This is a genomic window from Pseudogemmobacter hezensis (assembly GCF_013155295.1).
Lineage (GTDB): Bacteria > Pseudomonadota > Alphaproteobacteria > Rhodobacterales > Rhodobacteraceae > Pseudogemmobacter > Pseudogemmobacter hezensis.
Map to the genome: position 1 here is coordinate 126048 of NZ_JABJXT010000006.1, position 14602 is coordinate 140649.

General features: G+C 62.5%; 16 protein-coding genes, 1 tRNA gene and 2 pseudogenes. 7 read left to right on the forward strand and 12 right to left on the reverse strand.

All coding sequences use genetic code 11. The annotated features are described in order from the left end of the window. The first annotated feature begins 58 nt into the window (after window positions 1–58). The 4 genes and pseudogenes from HOY34_RS08645 (at window position 59) to HOY34_RS08655 (ending at window position 3794) form a co-directional block, all read left to right on the forward strand. Window positions 59–982, forward strand: coding sequence for a LysR substrate-binding domain-containing protein (locus tag HOY34_RS08645; protein WP_436645152.1), 924 nt, complete (start codon window positions 59–61; stop codon window positions 980–982). A 260-nt stretch (window positions 983–1242) separates the two neighbouring features. Continuing rightward, the gene (locus HOY34_RS08650; protein WP_172361874.1) at window positions 1243–3174 is read left to right on the forward strand and encodes an OmpA family protein; all 1932 of its coding nucleotides are present in this window, start codon (window positions 1243–1245) and stop codon (window positions 3172–3174) included. A gap of 275 nt (window positions 3175–3449) precedes the next feature. Beyond that, window positions 3450–3545: pseudogene (locus tag HOY34_RS22055) on the forward strand (IS5/IS1182 family transposase); the annotation flags it as partial. A 72-nt stretch (window positions 3546–3617) separates the two neighbouring features. Continuing rightward, complete coding sequence (locus HOY34_RS08655) at window positions 3618–3794, forward strand: hypothetical protein (protein ID WP_172361876.1); 177 nt, start codon at window positions 3618–3620, stop codon at window positions 3792–3794. A gap of 231 nt (window positions 3795–4025) precedes the next feature. Here HOY34_RS08655 and HOY34_RS08660 read toward each other — a convergent pair whose 3' ends face one another. The 6 genes and pseudogenes from HOY34_RS08660 to HOY34_RS08680 form a co-directional block, all read right to left on the reverse strand. After that, window positions 4026–4370: an HNH endonuclease signature motif containing protein gene (locus tag HOY34_RS08660; RefSeq protein WP_172361877.1), complete on the reverse strand. Its 345-nt coding sequence runs from the start codon at window positions 4368–4370 to the stop codon at window positions 4026–4028. Beyond that, entirely contained in the window at window positions 4370–4798 is a 429-nt protein-coding gene (locus HOY34_RS08665) for a hypothetical protein (RefSeq protein WP_172361879.1), read from the reverse strand. Before HOY34_RS08665 ends, HOY34_RS08660 begins: the two co-directional genes overlap by 1 nt. Then, a complete protein-coding gene (locus HOY34_RS08670) occupies window positions 4767–5138 on the reverse strand; it encodes a hypothetical protein (RefSeq protein ID WP_172361881.1) in 372 nt (123 codons plus the stop codon). The genes HOY34_RS08665 and HOY34_RS08670 overlap by 32 nt, the downstream gene beginning before the upstream one ends. Then, window positions 5135–5449, reverse strand: a complete 315-nt coding sequence (locus HOY34_RS08675) for a hypothetical protein (RefSeq protein WP_172361883.1) — start codon at window positions 5447–5449, stop codon at window positions 5135–5137. Before HOY34_RS08675 ends, HOY34_RS08670 begins: the two co-directional genes overlap by 4 nt. Before the next feature lie 127 nt (window positions 5450–5576). Next, window positions 5577–5756 (reverse strand): annotated as a pseudogene (locus HOY34_RS22395) (DUF6538 domain-containing protein); the annotation flags it as partial. Window positions 5757–5849: 93 nt separating this feature from the next. After that, window positions 5850–5925 (reverse strand) — tRNA-Val (locus tag HOY34_RS08680). Between the two features lie 540 nt (window positions 5926–6465). On the opposite strand from HOY34_RS08680, the gene mgtE reads away from it, so the two are divergent. The 3 genes from mgtE to HOY34_RS08695 are packed head-to-tail and all read left to right on the forward strand — an operon-like array spanning window position 6466 to window position 9019. Continuing rightward, window positions 6466–7836 carry a magnesium transporter gene (mgtE, locus tag HOY34_RS08685; protein ID WP_172361884.1) on the forward strand — a complete coding sequence of 457 codons (1371 nt, stop codon included), beginning with the start codon at window positions 6466–6468 and terminating at the stop codon, window positions 7834–7836. Continuing rightward, window positions 7833–8378: a 5-formyltetrahydrofolate cyclo-ligase gene (locus tag HOY34_RS08690; RefSeq protein WP_172361886.1), complete on the forward strand. Its 546-nt coding sequence runs from the start codon at window positions 7833–7835 to the stop codon at window positions 8376–8378. Before mgtE ends, HOY34_RS08690 begins: the two co-directional genes overlap by 4 nt. Next, window positions 8375–9019 (forward strand): hypothetical protein, encoded by a 645-nt coding sequence (locus tag HOY34_RS08695; protein WP_172361888.1) that lies wholly within the window; start codon window positions 8375–8377, stop codon window positions 9017–9019. The genes HOY34_RS08690 and HOY34_RS08695 overlap by 4 nt, the downstream gene beginning before the upstream one ends. A 145-nt stretch (window positions 9020–9164) precedes the next feature. Here the strand turns inward: HOY34_RS08695 and HOY34_RS08700 are convergent, their stop codons facing one another. The 6 genes from HOY34_RS08700 to HOY34_RS08725 form a co-directional block, all read right to left on the reverse strand. Further along, a complete protein-coding gene (locus HOY34_RS08700) occupies window positions 9165–10490 on the reverse strand; it encodes a DUF8689 domain-containing protein (protein ID WP_172361890.1) in 1326 nt (441 codons plus the stop codon). A 138-nt stretch (window positions 10491–10628) separates the two neighbouring features. Next, window positions 10629–11129 (reverse strand): prepilin peptidase, encoded by a 501-nt coding sequence (locus HOY34_RS08705; protein WP_253944328.1) that lies wholly within the window; start codon window positions 11127–11129, stop codon window positions 10629–10631. A 1-nt stretch (window position 11130) separates the two neighbouring features. After that, window positions 11131–11988, reverse strand: coding sequence for a tetratricopeptide repeat protein (locus tag HOY34_RS08710; protein WP_172361892.1), 858 nt, complete (start codon window positions 11986–11988; stop codon window positions 11131–11133). 90 nt (window positions 11989–12078) lie between these two features. After that, window positions 12079–12600 (reverse strand): tetratricopeptide repeat protein, encoded by a 522-nt coding sequence (locus tag HOY34_RS08715; protein ID WP_172362058.1) that lies wholly within the window; start codon window positions 12598–12600, stop codon window positions 12079–12081. 43 nt (window positions 12601–12643) lie between these two features. After that, window positions 12644–13624 (reverse strand): type II secretion system F family protein, encoded by a 981-nt coding sequence (locus HOY34_RS08720; protein WP_172361893.1) that lies wholly within the window; start codon window positions 13622–13624, stop codon window positions 12644–12646. Window positions 13625–13633: 9 nt separating this feature from the next. Next, window positions 13634–14602, reverse strand: coding sequence for a type II secretion system F family protein (locus HOY34_RS08725; RefSeq protein ID WP_172361895.1), 969 nt, complete (start codon window positions 14600–14602; stop codon window positions 13634–13636).

Consider the following 14602-nt stretch of genomic DNA (forward strand, 5'->3'; position numbering starts at 1 on the left):
ATGGAACAGGGGGAAAGGGGTATCGAAACTACGTCACTGGTTCATGAGGAAAACTCATATGCTGCCGCGCCGCTATCTGCCCTCGGTCGCCTCGCTTACCGCGCTTGAGGCGCTGGAGCGGCTGGGCACCGCCTCGGCCGCGGCCACTGAACTGTCACTGACGCAAGGGGCGGTCTCGCGCCAGATCCAGATGCTGGAGGGGCAGCTGGGGGTGCAGTTGGTCACCCGCGAGCGTCAGCGCCTGATCCTGACGCCTGCGGCGCGGGACTATGTGGCCGAGGTGCGCCGCGCGATGAAGATCCTCTCAGATGCCTCGCTGACGCTGCGCGCCAATCCATCGGGCGGCACGCTGCATCTGGCGATCCTGCCGGCCTTCGGCATGCACTGGCTGGCGCCGCGTCTGGCGGGCTTTGCGGCGCAGCATCCCGAGGTGACGATCAATCTTTCAACCAGGCTGCGCCCCTTTGAATTTGACGGCACCAGCTTTGACGCGGCCATTCATTACGGTCGCGAGGATTGGCCGGGCGTCAGCTATCTGCGGCTGATGGAGGAAGAGGTCCTGCCACTGGCCTCGCCCGCATTGATTGGTGCGGCGCTGGGGGGGAAGACACCCGGCGAGGCGTCAGACCTGCTGGCGCTGCCTTTGCTGCAGCTGGAGGGCCGGATGGGCGACTGGGGGCGCTGGTTCGCGCATCACGGTCTGCCTGGCCAGCGCCCGCCTGCGATGCTGTTTGACCAGTTCGCCACCATGGCCCAGGCGGCGGTGCATGGGATGGGGGTGGCTTTGTTGCCGACCTTCCTTGCCCAGGCGGATCTGGCGGCGGGGCGGCTGGTGCCGGTTTACGGCGACCCGGTCGCGGCGGCGGGGGCCTATTACCTGGTGCAGCCAGCGGGCCGGGCCGAGCGTGCGCCGCTGGCCTCCTTCCGCCGCTGGCTGATCCGGCAGGGCGGCGTGCCGGGGGCGCAACAGCCGGGCGGTTGAGCATCTGCGCCGGGCCTTTGGTCGGGGGGCAGGTAACGGGCGCGACAGAAGAAAACGGATCAAAGCAGAGGAAATCTGCTTTGCCAAAGAGCCTGTTATCATCTGTCAGACGGAACCCCGCTTCGCCTTTGGCATTGTTATCGCATAGCAGCACGCTTCGTGTGCAGGTTTGAGCAGACAAAGCCGCGATTCCCCCGCGATTCCCCGATGGGGTGGTTCAGGGATGGGTCCCGAACCCTCGTGGCATAAGAGGAAGCCAGATGCGCAAGATACTCATATCCACGACCGCACTTTCAGTGGCGCTGAGCTCGTTCCACACTTTGCCAGCGCTGGCACAGGATCAGAGCGCGGATCCCGCAGTGATCGAGGCCCAGACCGAGACTGAGACCGAGGCGGAAGCCCAAGCCGCAGCTGAGGCAGAAGCCCAGGCTGCGGCAGAGGCTCAGGCGGCCGCAGAGGCTCAGGCAGCGGCAGAGGCCCAGGCCGCAGCTGAGGCTCAGGCTGCGGCAGAAGCCCAGGCAGCGACAGAGGCTCAGGCGGCGGCAGAGGCGCAGGCTGCGGCAGAGGCTCAGGCGGCGGCAGAAGCCCAGGCAGCGGCAGAAGCTCAGGCAGCGGCAGCGGCTCAGGCTGCGGCAGAGGCCCAGGCTGCGGCAGAGGCTCAGGCAGCGGCAGAGGCCCAGGCTGCGGCAGAGGCGCAGGCAGCGGCAGAAGCCCAGGCTGCGGCAGAAGCTCAGGCTGCGGCAGAGGCTCAGGCGGCGGCAGAAGCCCAGGCAGCGGCAGAGGCTCAGGCTGCGACAGAGGCACAGGCTGCGACAGAGGCACAGGCTGCGGCAGAGGCCCAGGCGGCGGCAGAGGCCCAGGCGGCGACAGAGGCACAGGCTGCGGCGGAGGCTCAGGCAGAGGCAGAGGCTGTAGCTGAACAGCCTGCACCCGCCGAGCCGACCGCCGAAGAGATTGAGAATGCGATAGATGCGCCGGTCCCAGAGGTGGGCGCAGTTGATAGCCTGGCCGATATCCTGGCCGTGCCAGAGACAGCGGATAATGCGGCTGAGGCGGTGCTGGGCGCCGCCCCGGTTGCAGCCGCCGCCAGCCTGCTGGGGCGCACGCAAACGCCGGAAGATGCGGCCTCGGCAGATGGCAGCGCGGCGGCCTCACAGCCTGAAGTTACACCCGAGGCCCTGCTTGCCCCGGTCTCGGTCACCGAGGCACTGATTACCGAAGAAAATGCCCGCACCTCGGCGGATGAGTTCTCGGCAGCGCCGGTCATGGTCGGCAAGGACAAGAAATCCGGCCTCTCGGATCTGGAAAAGGTCGGCCTTCTGGCGCTGGGGGCGCTGGCGGTCGGCACCGTGATCAACAGCGGCAAGGCCGATCAGCGCAAGGTGGTGACCAATTCGGGCGACCGGGTGGTGGTTGAAAACGCCGATGGCTCTTATGTGGTCTATAAGGATGATGACGCGGTATTGCGTCGCCCCGGCGTCCAGACCCAGACCGAGAACTTCGCCGATGGCTCGACCCGCACGGCGGTGCGCCGTGCCGATGGCACAGAGGTGGTGACGATCCGCGACGCCTCGGGGCGGGTTCTGCGCCGCGCGGCCTATGACCAATATGGCCAGGAGGTGCTGCTGATTGACGATCTGGCACCCGAACAGCCGATCATCGTGACCCAGCTGCCAAAGCCGCGCCCTGACCGGGTGGTGATCTCGACCGCCGATCAGAATGCGGCGCTGAAGGCCGAAATGGCCGCGCTTGAGGCCGAGCAGATCGGCCGCCGCTTCAGCCTGCGCCAGATCCGTGAGATCCCGCAGGTGCGCGCGCTGGCCGCCACGGTCGAGGTGGACAGCATCACCTTTGACACCGGCTCTTCGGTGATCAACGCGACCGAGGCCCGCAAGCTGGCGGATCTGGGGCGGCTGATGCAGACCCTGCTGGCCTCTAACCCGCGCCATGTGTTCCTGATCGAGGGGCATACGGATGCGGTCGGCTCGGCCAGCTCGAACCTTCTGCTGTCGGATCGGCGGGCGGAAAGCCTTGCGCTGGCGCTGACCGAGTATTTCGGCATCCCGCCGGAAAACCTGGTGGTGCAGGGCTACGGCGAGGCAGAGCTGAAGATCCCGACCGAGGCCGCCGAGCGCGCCAACCGCCGGGTTCTGGTGCGGCTGATCACGCCTCTGCTGCGCACCGCAGGCTGAGGCTGGGGGACGGCGAGGGACGTGGAAGCCTTGTCGCGGACGTCGGGCCCCAGGCCGGACGTCCGCCTTGCTTCGCCTGGCTTATGCCAGCTGTTCGATCCCGGCGGTGCCGGGGAACGCAAGCAGCTGAGGCCGGGCAGGAGAGCGCCATTGGTTTCAAAGAGGCCCGCCACCCGGCGTTGTTGTAAAAGTCCGCGGGGCGTCGGATTCACACCTGGAACCCATGGGCTTAAGTTTCTTGTATGGGCAAGCCTGCGCCCTCACGCTAAGGCACAATGAACTGGAAGCCCTGCAATGACGCTCTGCGGCAGCGCGGGCCACTGCTGACCTGGCTGGACAAGGACATGATGTGGGTCGCGCCGAAGGCTGGCGCTGCCCGAGGCCAGGGCGCAATGCAGGATCCACGGTGAAGACAGGACCCGCTGCTGGGCCATGATATCGCGGTGGCGAATGAGATGGTCGGCAACATGGCCGGCCTGGTTCTCGGGGCTGAGGTTTGGGAACTGACCGTGACCGATCCTGTCGGGCCGGTGGTGCTGCCATTGGCGCCGGTTGCCGGGCTTGTCTGGGTGAATGGCGATGATGATGTGTCGGGGTTTATTCTGAGGGTGCCGTTTTAAGGTGCTCTATCATCCGGTCGATCACAGCGTCAGGATCGAGGCCAGCGAGGGTGCCGACGGTTGTGAGGTCGTCGCTGGGTGTCGTCAGATAGCGCCGTGCTTCCTTGCACCGCATGGTGCGCTGCACAGGGGCGCGGCTTCCATCGCTACCCGGACCTAAAAGAGCCTCATCGACGGCCCGGAGGGGACTTTCTGCCAGAGGTTACGGCACGGATCGATCCTGCTTCGCGCTCAAACACTTGCAGCGCGCTTCTCACGCTGTTTGTGCCGGTTGTGGCAAGACTGGCAAAGCGGTTGCCAGTTGAAGCGATCCCAGAAGAGCGCAAGGTCGCCTCGATGCGTCCTGATATGATCGACCACGCTCGCGGGCGCACCACAGCACGCACAGATCGGGTGGGCTGCGAGGAACTCGGCGCGCATTTTCGGCCATTCTGACGTATAATCGCGCGCGCGAACTGAAGGTCTCGTCGCGTCATGGCGGCGGTTCCTGGCGCGGGTGCTGGCGATCTGGCAGCTACAGCGCGCACCATGAGGCACAACGCGGCCACAGGTGCAGATATGGGGCGGGCGCGGCATTACCGCATCGACCGGAGCCGTGCGAGACCGTCACGATCGAAGTCAGGATCGAGGCCAGCGGCGACATTTGCCTGGCGTTGTTCCTTCGTCGGCCCGGAGCGCTTCGGCTCGGGATTGCCGCTCATAGCAGTCAGCTTTTTGACATGACCGAGCACAGCGAGATTGATCTCGGCGGGCGTCGAGGCCCAGGTCTCGACAGGTGCCCATCGTTTCGCTGCGACAGATTCAGGGGGCTCATGGACGCGACCGAACTCGTCGGCTTTTGGTTCATAGCCGCGACACGCCTTTAGAACGACCACGGCTTCCTCGGCGGTATAGCCTCGCTCGCGGTTCCTGATCCGCTTTGGCGCGGCCTGGCGCACTGTCTCAGCGATGTTTTCGGCCAGTCTCTCTTCGTCATGCGCCCATTTGAAAAAGGGACCGGACATTCGAGCGATAAGCGTCATTGACCGTCTTTGCGGACAGGCTGGGCAAGAGGCTGTCGCGCCAAGCGAGGAGGTCTTTCTTCGTGACCTTGCGGGCGTCATTGTGCCTGAGGAAGGCGCGGAGGTTGGCGACCACCTGCTTTTGACGCTTGCCAGCGTCCTTCATAAATCCAGCTTGTATCCTCGCCCGTATATAGTCGTCTGACAGTTTTGTCAGGTTGACCGGATCAGCGGCATGTTCTGGAGCTGGCTGTCTGACGATCGGATCGGTCGGCTGGCAGCGATAATTGCCGCTGTCGCGCTCGATCGTGCGTTCCCGCGCCTCGATCTCGGCGCGCATCATCTGCTTTGCAGGACAGTGCGCTCAGCAGATCCGCGCTCTGCGCTCAGGTGCAGCCGGTCGAGACAGGCGTCGATGTCGTGCTGCGCCTGGTGCGTTTCGCTGGCTATCAGATAGCGTTTCAGGGCTGCGAGACGTGCAGCTCGCGCCTCATGGTCGATTGTCGCAGCATCCTTTTTCACGAGGAAATCGACCGAGGCGTCGAGGATAGTCAGGGGGGCTGACGTATCGACCGCACCAGATTGCACCATGGCGATCAGCTTCGCCCTTTCCGCCTCGTTCTCTTCGTCGGTCGGATAGGCTGGCTCGTGCAACCTCGTCGGCTTCGATCGCAGCCGTGTATCGTTGCCAGACAGCGCGACCGAAGTCGGCGGTCGTGATCGGAGAGCGAGGCCCGACATCGCTCGGCTTGTCGCCGTAAAGCTGGCGCTCGGCGCGCTCGATCTCGTCGAGCATGGCAGCGACCGCGCGGGGAAGACGCCTCTCAGCTTCGCGCTGATCGGCTCCAAGAGCCTTCGTCAGCTCTTTCTTTCCGATGATCGCTTGCAGCGGCTGCGGCACCACGATTCTTGCGCAGTAGCGCTTACGCTTGAAGTAGAGATACTTCGACTTGCCAGACATGATCCCGCATCCGTTTTGGGGTCGGTTTTGGGGTCACGTAATGGGGCAAAACCCAGCAATAAAAGGGTTTTCTTTGCGATTAATGGCTTGGGATGGTGGGCGGTGAGGGACTCGAACCCCCGACATCTTCGGTGTAAACGAAGCGCTCTACCAACTGAGCTAACCGCCCGCCCTCAGACAGCCCTAGCAAGCCATGCCGCCCGAGGCAAGGGCCGGTGACGCATTCTCTGAAGTTTGTGGACACTGTTTTACAGCCGCAGCTGACATTGGCCTCGCATGTTCTTCGACTGCCATTTCTAAGGTTGCTATCCATTGAATGTGATCCCGTTCGGGGCATCACAGGAGGATTGGAGTTCCTTCTGAAAAACAGTCGGTTCCGGCTGGTGGAATGCGGTTGTTTGCCCCAATGAAATGCTATGATGCCGCTGCAGCGCAGCCCCGCGCCAGCACTGATAATGGGCTGTCTGATCAGCAAGATGCACGGGCACGACGGGGTGCCGCGGCTGTTTCTGTCCCGGTGGATCTGCGGTGATGTCTGGCCCATCCCGGAAACGATCTGCCATTTGCCCGGTCTGTCGGGCCAGGATGTGGGCATATGTTACAATAACCCGTCATCAATGAAGGGAAATCCGCCGCCTGAGCACCTTTTGCCCCCTGTTTCCCGCAAAGGCCTTCCGGTAAAACCAGCGCGTTCGGTGCAGGAGTGTCTATGAGGGAATCGGTTCAGGAACGCGACGAAGAGGCCGTGATCGCCGGGCTGGTGACCGATGTGCTGGAGGCGGTAGAGGGCGCGGATGCTGCGCGTCTGGATGCGCTTCTGGATCCGCTGCACCCGGCGGATATCGCCGATATTCTGGAACAGATCTCTCCGGCAGAGCGCAGCGGGCTGCTGGCGCTGTGGCACGGCGGCATTGATGGCGACGTGCTCTCTGAGATCGACGAGGCGATCCGCGAAGAGGTGATCGAGTCTCTGCCCGACAATGTCGTCGCCGAGGCGATGCGCGAGCTTGATACCGATGATGTGGTTGATATCCTTGAGGATCTCGACCAGCCCGCCCAGGAGAAGATTCTCGAAGCGCTGGAGGATGCCGACCGGATCGCGGTCGAGCAGGCGATGTCTTATCCCGAGGGCTCTGCCGGGCGTCTGATGCAGCGCGAGGTGGTGATCGCCCCCAGCCACTGGACGGTGGGCGAGGCCAGCGACTTCCTGCGCGGTGCCGACTGGCTGCCCGATCAGTTCTACCACGTGATCCTGGTCGATCCGAGGATGCGCCCGACGGGCTATGTCACGCTGGGGCGCATCCTGTCGGCCCCGCGTGAGGTGCTGCTGTGGGATCTGATCGAGGACAGTTTTCGCACCGTCAAAGCCAGGGATGAAGAGGCCGATGTCGCCTATTACTTCAACCAGTATCACCTGATTTCCTGCCCGGTGGTCGATGAGGATGGCCGGCTGGTCGGCGTGATCACCATCGATGACGCGATGAATGTGCTGGATGAGGAACATGAAGAGGACATGCTGCGTCTGGCGCGGGTGTCGGATGATGCCTCGATCCAGGATGGGGTGCTGGTAACGGTGAAAAGCCGCATCCCCTGGCTGTTCATCAACCTGATCACCGCCAATATCTCGGCGCTGGTGATCGGCCAGTTCGAACATACGATCGGCCAGATCGTGATCCTGGCGGCACTGATGCCGATCATTGCCTCGATGGGGGGGATCGCGGGGACGCAGGCGCTGACGATTGCGGTGCGCGCACTGGCGACGCGGGATCTGACGGTGTCGAATGCGATGCGGGTGGTGCGGCGCGAGGCGCTGGCGGGGCTGATCAATGGCTCGGTCTTTGCGGCTCTGATGGGGCTGGGGGGCTGGCTGATCCTCGGGATGCCGATGCTGGGGGTGGTGCTGGCGCTGGCGATGGTGATCAACCTGCTGGTGGCGGCGCTGGCGGGGATCCTGGTGCCGCTGGGGCTGGAGAGACTGGGCTTTGATCCGGCGCTGGCCTCTGGCACATTCGTAATGACGATGACCGATGTGATCGGCTTTTTCGCCTTCCTGGGGCTGGCAACGGTGGTTTTGCTATGAAGGACGTGAAATCCTCCGCGCGGGCGGCGGCAGCGGCGGCAAGAGCAGAGGCTTTCGCGCGGGGGCAGGGGCAGGCGGCAGAGCTGCTGGCGGATTTCCTGGCCGCGCATCGTGGCAAGGTGCTGTCAGGCTATATGCCCTTTCGCACCGAGATCGACCCTTTGCCCGCCATGGCCGCCCATCAGGGTCCGGTCGGCCTGCCGGTGATCCCCGGGCGCGATCAGCCGCTGCAGTTTCGGGAATGGAGCCCCGGCGCCCCCCTGATCGAAGGCGCGTTCAAAGCCCTGATCCCGGCCGAGGGCGCCTGGCTGGAGCCAGAGATCCTGATCGTGCCGATGCTGGCCTTTGACGCGCGTGGCTGCCGTCTGGGCTATGGCGGCGGGTTCTATGACCGGACGCTTGAGATGCTGCGTGCCCGCCGCCCGACACTGGCAGTTGGCTTTGCCTTCGATGCCCAGGAAGTGGCCGAGGTGCCGATCGAGGACACCGATCAGCGGCTGGATGTGATGGTGACCGAAAGCGGTGTGAGGGTCTTCGGTTGATCAGCAGCCCCCTGGGCCTGATCTGGCGCCGTCCGGTCTGGTGCCGTTCGCTCTGGAACTGTCCGGGCTGGATGGGCGCGGTCGGCCTTGCCGCGACGGCGCTGGCAGCCGCCCCTGGATTTGCAGGCTGTTTCACCACCACTGACCTGCCGAAGCGCGCGATCTATGAAGGCGGCAGCACGCTTGACTATATCGCGGTCGAGGATGAGGTGCTGACCTATCAATCGGGCGAGGTGGTGTCACGTATGGCATCCGGGCTTTGGCCGATTGATATAAAGACGCCAGGGTTTACAGTGACTTATGACTGGGATGGCGATCTTCCCGACCTCGCAGCGATCCGGGATGCCGGTGGCAGTCTTAGCCGCAATGCAATGATGAAGCGTGGCAAGGGCGCATCCGGGAAGGTCTCTCTCGCCGTTGAAATCCTTGGCCAGGAGGATGTGGTCTGGGAGGATTGCATCTATAAGGCCTGGCGGCTTCGCAAGGTGGTGACTGCGGCGGATGGCAAGACAATCTCGGATGGGACGATGGTATTCGCGCCCTCGGCTTTCATTGCCTTTTCCACCGAGGCGATTGATCCGGCCGACGGAAGCTCATCGCTGTTTCGGCTGAAAGCGCTGGAACAGGGCGAAGCCCCCTGAGCGGGATCGCTTGGCCGGCAATCCCTGCCCATAACATCAAAGGGAAGAGGCGTGTTTCCTGCGCCTATCCCCCTGGCTTATGCAGCCATTCTGTGTTGCGCCCCGCCAGGGGCACAAACGCAGGCACGCGCAGGCACGACGGCGCTTAGTGCGAGAACTCGGATTCTGCCACGAACATATTGCCCCAGGCGCGGTCGATCAGCTCTGGCGTCATCTGGTTCGGGATGCCCTCAAACTGGCAGATCGAGATCATCTGGTCGATCAGGAAGGTCGGCTGGTAATTGGCGAAATTCATGTCGATGGTCGGATATTTGACCTTCAGCAGATGCATCAGTGCCCGCTCGTCCAGCGGCATTTTCTTTTTGCGGGCGACCATGGCGAAGATCTTCAGGAACATCTCCTGGCTGGGGCCGTCGATCAGGATCTTGAAGAAGATCCGCCGCAAAGCCGCGCCGTCGAAGATCTGGTTGGGGTGGAAGTTGGTCGAGAAAATCACCAGCGTGTCAAAGGGCACGGTGAATTTCTCACCCGACTGCAGCGCCAGAATATCGCGGCTTTCTTCCAGCGGCACGATCCAGCGGTTGACGATCTTTTGCGGCGGCTCGGCCTGGCGACCAAGGTCGTCGATGATGAAGATGCCGCCGGTCGCCTTCAGCTGCAAAGGGGCCTGATAGGTGCGCGCAACCGGGTTATAGGCCAGATCAAGCATGTCAAGCGACAGCTCACCCCCGGTGATCACCGAGGGGCGCTCACAATAGACATAGCGGTTGTCAAAGCGGTTCGAGGTGCGGCGCAGGGAATTCGGATCATCCACCGCCGCCTCTGCTGCGGCATGGACGATCGGGTCATAGACCGAGATCACCTGGCCGGAATATTCAATGGCACGCGGCACATAGACCTTATCGCCAATCGCCTTGCGGATCCCGTGCGAGATAGAGGACTTGCCGTTGCCGGGCGGGCCATACATCAGGATAGAGCGCCCCGAGGTCACCGCAGGGCCAAGGTTGCCGATCAGATCGGGGGGCAGGATCAGCCCGCCCATCCCATGCATCAGCTGCTCGCGGTTGAGGCTGATGTTGCGGATCGACTGGCGCTTGATCTGTTCGCTGTATTGATCCAGCGGCACCGGGACCGCGCCATAATATTCCGATTGCGCCAGCGCATCCAGCGCCCGGGCCTTGCCGGCATCGGTCAGCTGAAAGCCCATCTCATTGCCGGATCCCGCATGCATGGTGCCGGTCGCCTCCAGCAGGCGCTGGCTGCGGGCGAGGTCGATCAGCTCTTGCGTCAGCGGCACCGGCAGCGCGATGGCCTGGGCGATTTTCGAGCACAGATCCAGATTGGTGCGGAACATCGTTTTCAGCAGGATATCGCGCAGCATCACCACGCCGATGCCCGTATCGGCCAGCGATTTCGGCGAAGGCGGGGATTGCACGCCCACTGTTCCGGTATTTGTCAGCTGAACATTCATGACCACAGGCCCCCGCGTCGCGCCCCATCGCGCATTTGAACTCTGCCGTCCCCGTCGCAAGGCGCGACAGGGCGGAAAACAAAAGGGCCGTCACGGTGGGTGACGGCCCGCTTGTGCAGGAGTTTGCAGGAAATAATGTCAGCCTTTGGGCAGGAAGGCGGCGAGAAGATAAACAATCAGCATCATCGCCAGCGCCAGCCCCATCGGGAATTTTCCCGAGCTCCAGCTGACCCAATCGGGCGCGATCCGCAAAACGAAGGGGATCTTGCGGGCGATGCGCTGCAAGACCAGCGCCAGAATCGAGCAGACCGCGTAAAGCACCGCAATACGGACCGGATCGCCGCCAACAAAGACGCCCGACATGGCGGCCGCGAATTTCGCATCCCCCGCGCCGAACAGCCCGATCGCATTGCCGAAAAAGCCCAAGACCAGCACGATCGCCATGATCGCAAAGCCCCAGAGCCAAAGGGTCATGCCGACCGCAGGCCAGCCAAGAAAGACCCAGACCGCAATCATCGCCAGGCAGGCGTCATTGCGGATCTTCATGAATTTCAGGTCGGTCCAGGCGACCCAGATGGCGATTGGCAGGCAAAAGGGCAAAAGCCACAGGGCCTGTGTGACGGTTGGGTTCAGATACATGCTATTGCTTCACATTGGCGTCGAGCGCCGCAAGGCTGCGGGCTGCGGCTTCGAAATATTGCGGGTGGGTGTCAATGGCCTGCTGCAGCAGCCCTTTTCCGGTGGTGACATCGCCCTGTTTGATCGCGGCCAGCGCCATGGTGTAAAGCAGCTCGGCGCGCTCGGGCTGGGTCATATCGACGACCGGAAGGTCATATTTGCGCTGCGCGGCCCGGGCCATGACCAGGTTGTTTTTCGAGGTGAAAAGCGAGGGGTCATAGGTCAGCGCCTGCTGGAACAGCCGCTCGGCGCCAGGGTAATCCTTGCGCGTCAGTTTGGAAAATCCCCAGTTGTTGTAAATGCCAGAGGGGCGGGTGGTCAGGCCTGCCGCGATCTCATAAAAGCTGTCGGCCTTTTTCCAGTTCTTTTCGCTGTCGGCGACCATCGCTTCAAGGCGGTAGCGGTCATAGGTTTCATGGGTCGGCGGCACGCTGGCCAGCGTCGCCTTGGCGCGGGGCCAGTCATTGGCGCGGATCTGGGCATCGGCCAGCATCACCCGGTCTTCGGGGCCGCTGCCTGCAGAGGCGATAACCTTTTCCCAGACCTGGGTGGCCTCGGTCGATTTTCCCGCGCGTGTCAGCGATTTGCCAAGACCGCGCATCAGATCCAGATTGTCGGGCTTCTTGTCCAGCTCGCTGCGGAAATAGGCGACCGATTCATTGGGGTCGCCCGCCGTCAGCATCACCTCATTGAGGTTGTTCTGATCGACCGCCGTTATGTCATTGATGGCGCGCTGGACCTCGGCATCTTTGTTGCCTGCACAGCCAGCAAGAATGACCGTGCCGCCAAGGCACAGTGTCGCTAAAACCAGGTGGCGCATTTCTCTGCGTCCTTTATCTTTTACTGCCCAAAAGCAGGCGATCCCAGTCTTTTGATCCGTGTCTTTTGACCCGTGTCCTGAACCCGTGTCTTAAAGCTGCGTCAGAAGCACGAATTGCCCCTTCTCGCGGCGGACCAGCTGGAATTCGCCTTTTTCCTCGCTGCTATCATACACCGTTGCCTCGGTTCGCGCGATAGCCAGTTTCAGATTGTCGCGGATCGAGTCCGATTGGCCACTGTCAAGCGCATAGGCCTGCTGGAACACCAGCCGCGCCTCGCCGGTCTTGCCGCGCTCCATCAGCACGACGCCCAGATTGTTCAGCGCGGGCACGAAGGTTTCATCGGCCTCAAGCGCGCGGCGCAGCACCTGTTCGGCCTGTCCCAGCCGCCCAAGCGCCAGATTGGCCGAGCCGATGGCCGAAAGCGTATCGACCGAGACCCCATCTTCGGCGGCGGCGCGGTAATAGGCCTTCAGGGCCAGCTCTGCCTCGCCCGCCTCAAGCAGGCGGTGCCCGACCAGCAAGCCGTCAACCGCCTTGCCCTTTGGATCGACGCGGATCCCGTCCTTGCCAGATGTGCCAAAGCCGCCCATGTCTCCACAGGCGGCCAGCATCAAAACGATCAGCAAAAAACTGGCTGATACTTTCACATTACCCTCATTGACCGCCCATTTCCCCCAGCATGGTCACGATACCCCAGACCGAAGGTCCGATCAGGATAATCAGCAGAGGCGGAACTGTGAACATCATAGTTCCAAGCGTCAGCTTTGTCGGCAGCATATTTGCCTTTTCTTCGGCGCGCATGATCCGTTTGTCACGCATATCGGCGGAATAGACCCGCAGCGCCTCGGAAACGGGGGTACCAAAGGTGGCCGACTGGATCAGCGTCGTCACGAAAGAGGAAACATCCGGGATGCCGACGCGGTCTGACATGTCGCGCAGCACCTGGGTGCGCTCTTTCCCGGCCTTTACCTCCTGGGCGACCAGGTCGAATTCATCGGCCAGCGCCGGATAGCCAGCCCGGCTTTCCTTGCCGACGCGGATGATCGACTGATCCAGCGCCTGGCCCGCCTCGACGCAGACCAGCATCATGTCCAGCGCATCGGGAAAGCCCTGAATGATCTCATTCTTGCGCTTCTCCACCCGCTTATTGACCCAGTATTGCGGCAGGTAGTAACCGGCAATCGCGGGGATCGCGGCATAGATCAGCATCGACTGTGTCGAGGTCTCTTCGGTGGCCGTCGACATCACATAGACCAGCCCCAGCACAATCCCGGTAACACCCAGAACCATTTTGGCGGCGTGGAAAATCCGCACGGCCCCTTTGTCAGGATAGCCGGCCCGCATCAGCGTCAGCCGCAGCGCCGACATCTCTTCGGCCTTTTGCGGCTCCAGCAGATGGGCGTATTTTTCAAGGCGGTCGCCCGCGCTGGTGCGGCGCAGCTTGCCGGAACCGGCATTTTTGCCGCCCACCGCACGCGCGTTCTGGCTGCCCAGCTCGGCAAAGCGGTCGCGCTGTTTCTTCATCATGGTCGGCAGGGCGACCAGAACCAGCACGATACCAATTCCGGCGATCAGGATCAGCGGCCCCAGCGGCCCCAGGATACCTGTCAGCGTGTCATTGATGGATTGGAGCATGGTCGCGCCTCAGACTTTGATATTGACCATGATCTTCATGAAGATCACGTTGATGACGAGGAAGGCACAGACCACCAGGGCGGCCGGAACAAAGACCGGGGTCTCTTTGACGCCGTCGTAATAGTCGGGCTTGATCATGTTGATCATGACCAGCGCGAGGATCGGGAAGGCCGAGAGGAACATGCCGGACCATTTCGCCTCGGCGGTGATGGCACGAACCTTGCGGAACAGTTTGAACCGGGCCCGCACCACTTTCGACAGGCCGTCGAGGATCTCGGCAAGGTTGCCGCCCGATTGCGCCTGGATGGTCACTGCCACCGCAAGGAAGCGCAGATCCTGGCTGTCCATCCGCTCGGCAAAGGCCTTCAGGCTGTCGGGCATATTGGCGCCATAGGCCGTCTCATCAGAGATCACGCCAAATTCGGTGCCAAGCGGATCGGGGATCTCTTTCGAGACGATGCTGACGGCGGTGGGGAAGGGGTTGCCCACCCTGAGCGAGCGCACCATCAGGTCAATCGCATCGGGAAGCTGCTCTTCCATCAGGCTCATACGCTTTTTGGCCTTGCCATTGACCCAGACATAGACGCCGCCCACGCCCATGCCGATGGCAACCAGCACCCGCACGCCAAAGGCGGCGCCGGTTCCGACGGTCAGCAGCAGGAAGGCAAAGACCGACACCGCGCCCATGATCCCGATCAGCTGAATGGGCGAGAAAGCGATATTCGCCCGCTGCGCCTTTTTCGCCAGGATCGAGTAAAGCGGAATGTTCCTTGCATTCATATGCTGGTTCATCTCCTTGCGGAGTTGGGCCAGCACCTGTTCGCGGTTCGAATTCTTCTCAAGCAGCGTCAGACGCCGCGAGATGCGGTTGTTCAGGCTGATCGATTTGCCAAAGACCGTGAGGTAGACGCCCTCGACCAGCACAATGACGGCAACGAAGATGACAATATAGATAAGCGGTGCGATCGAAAGTGTCAT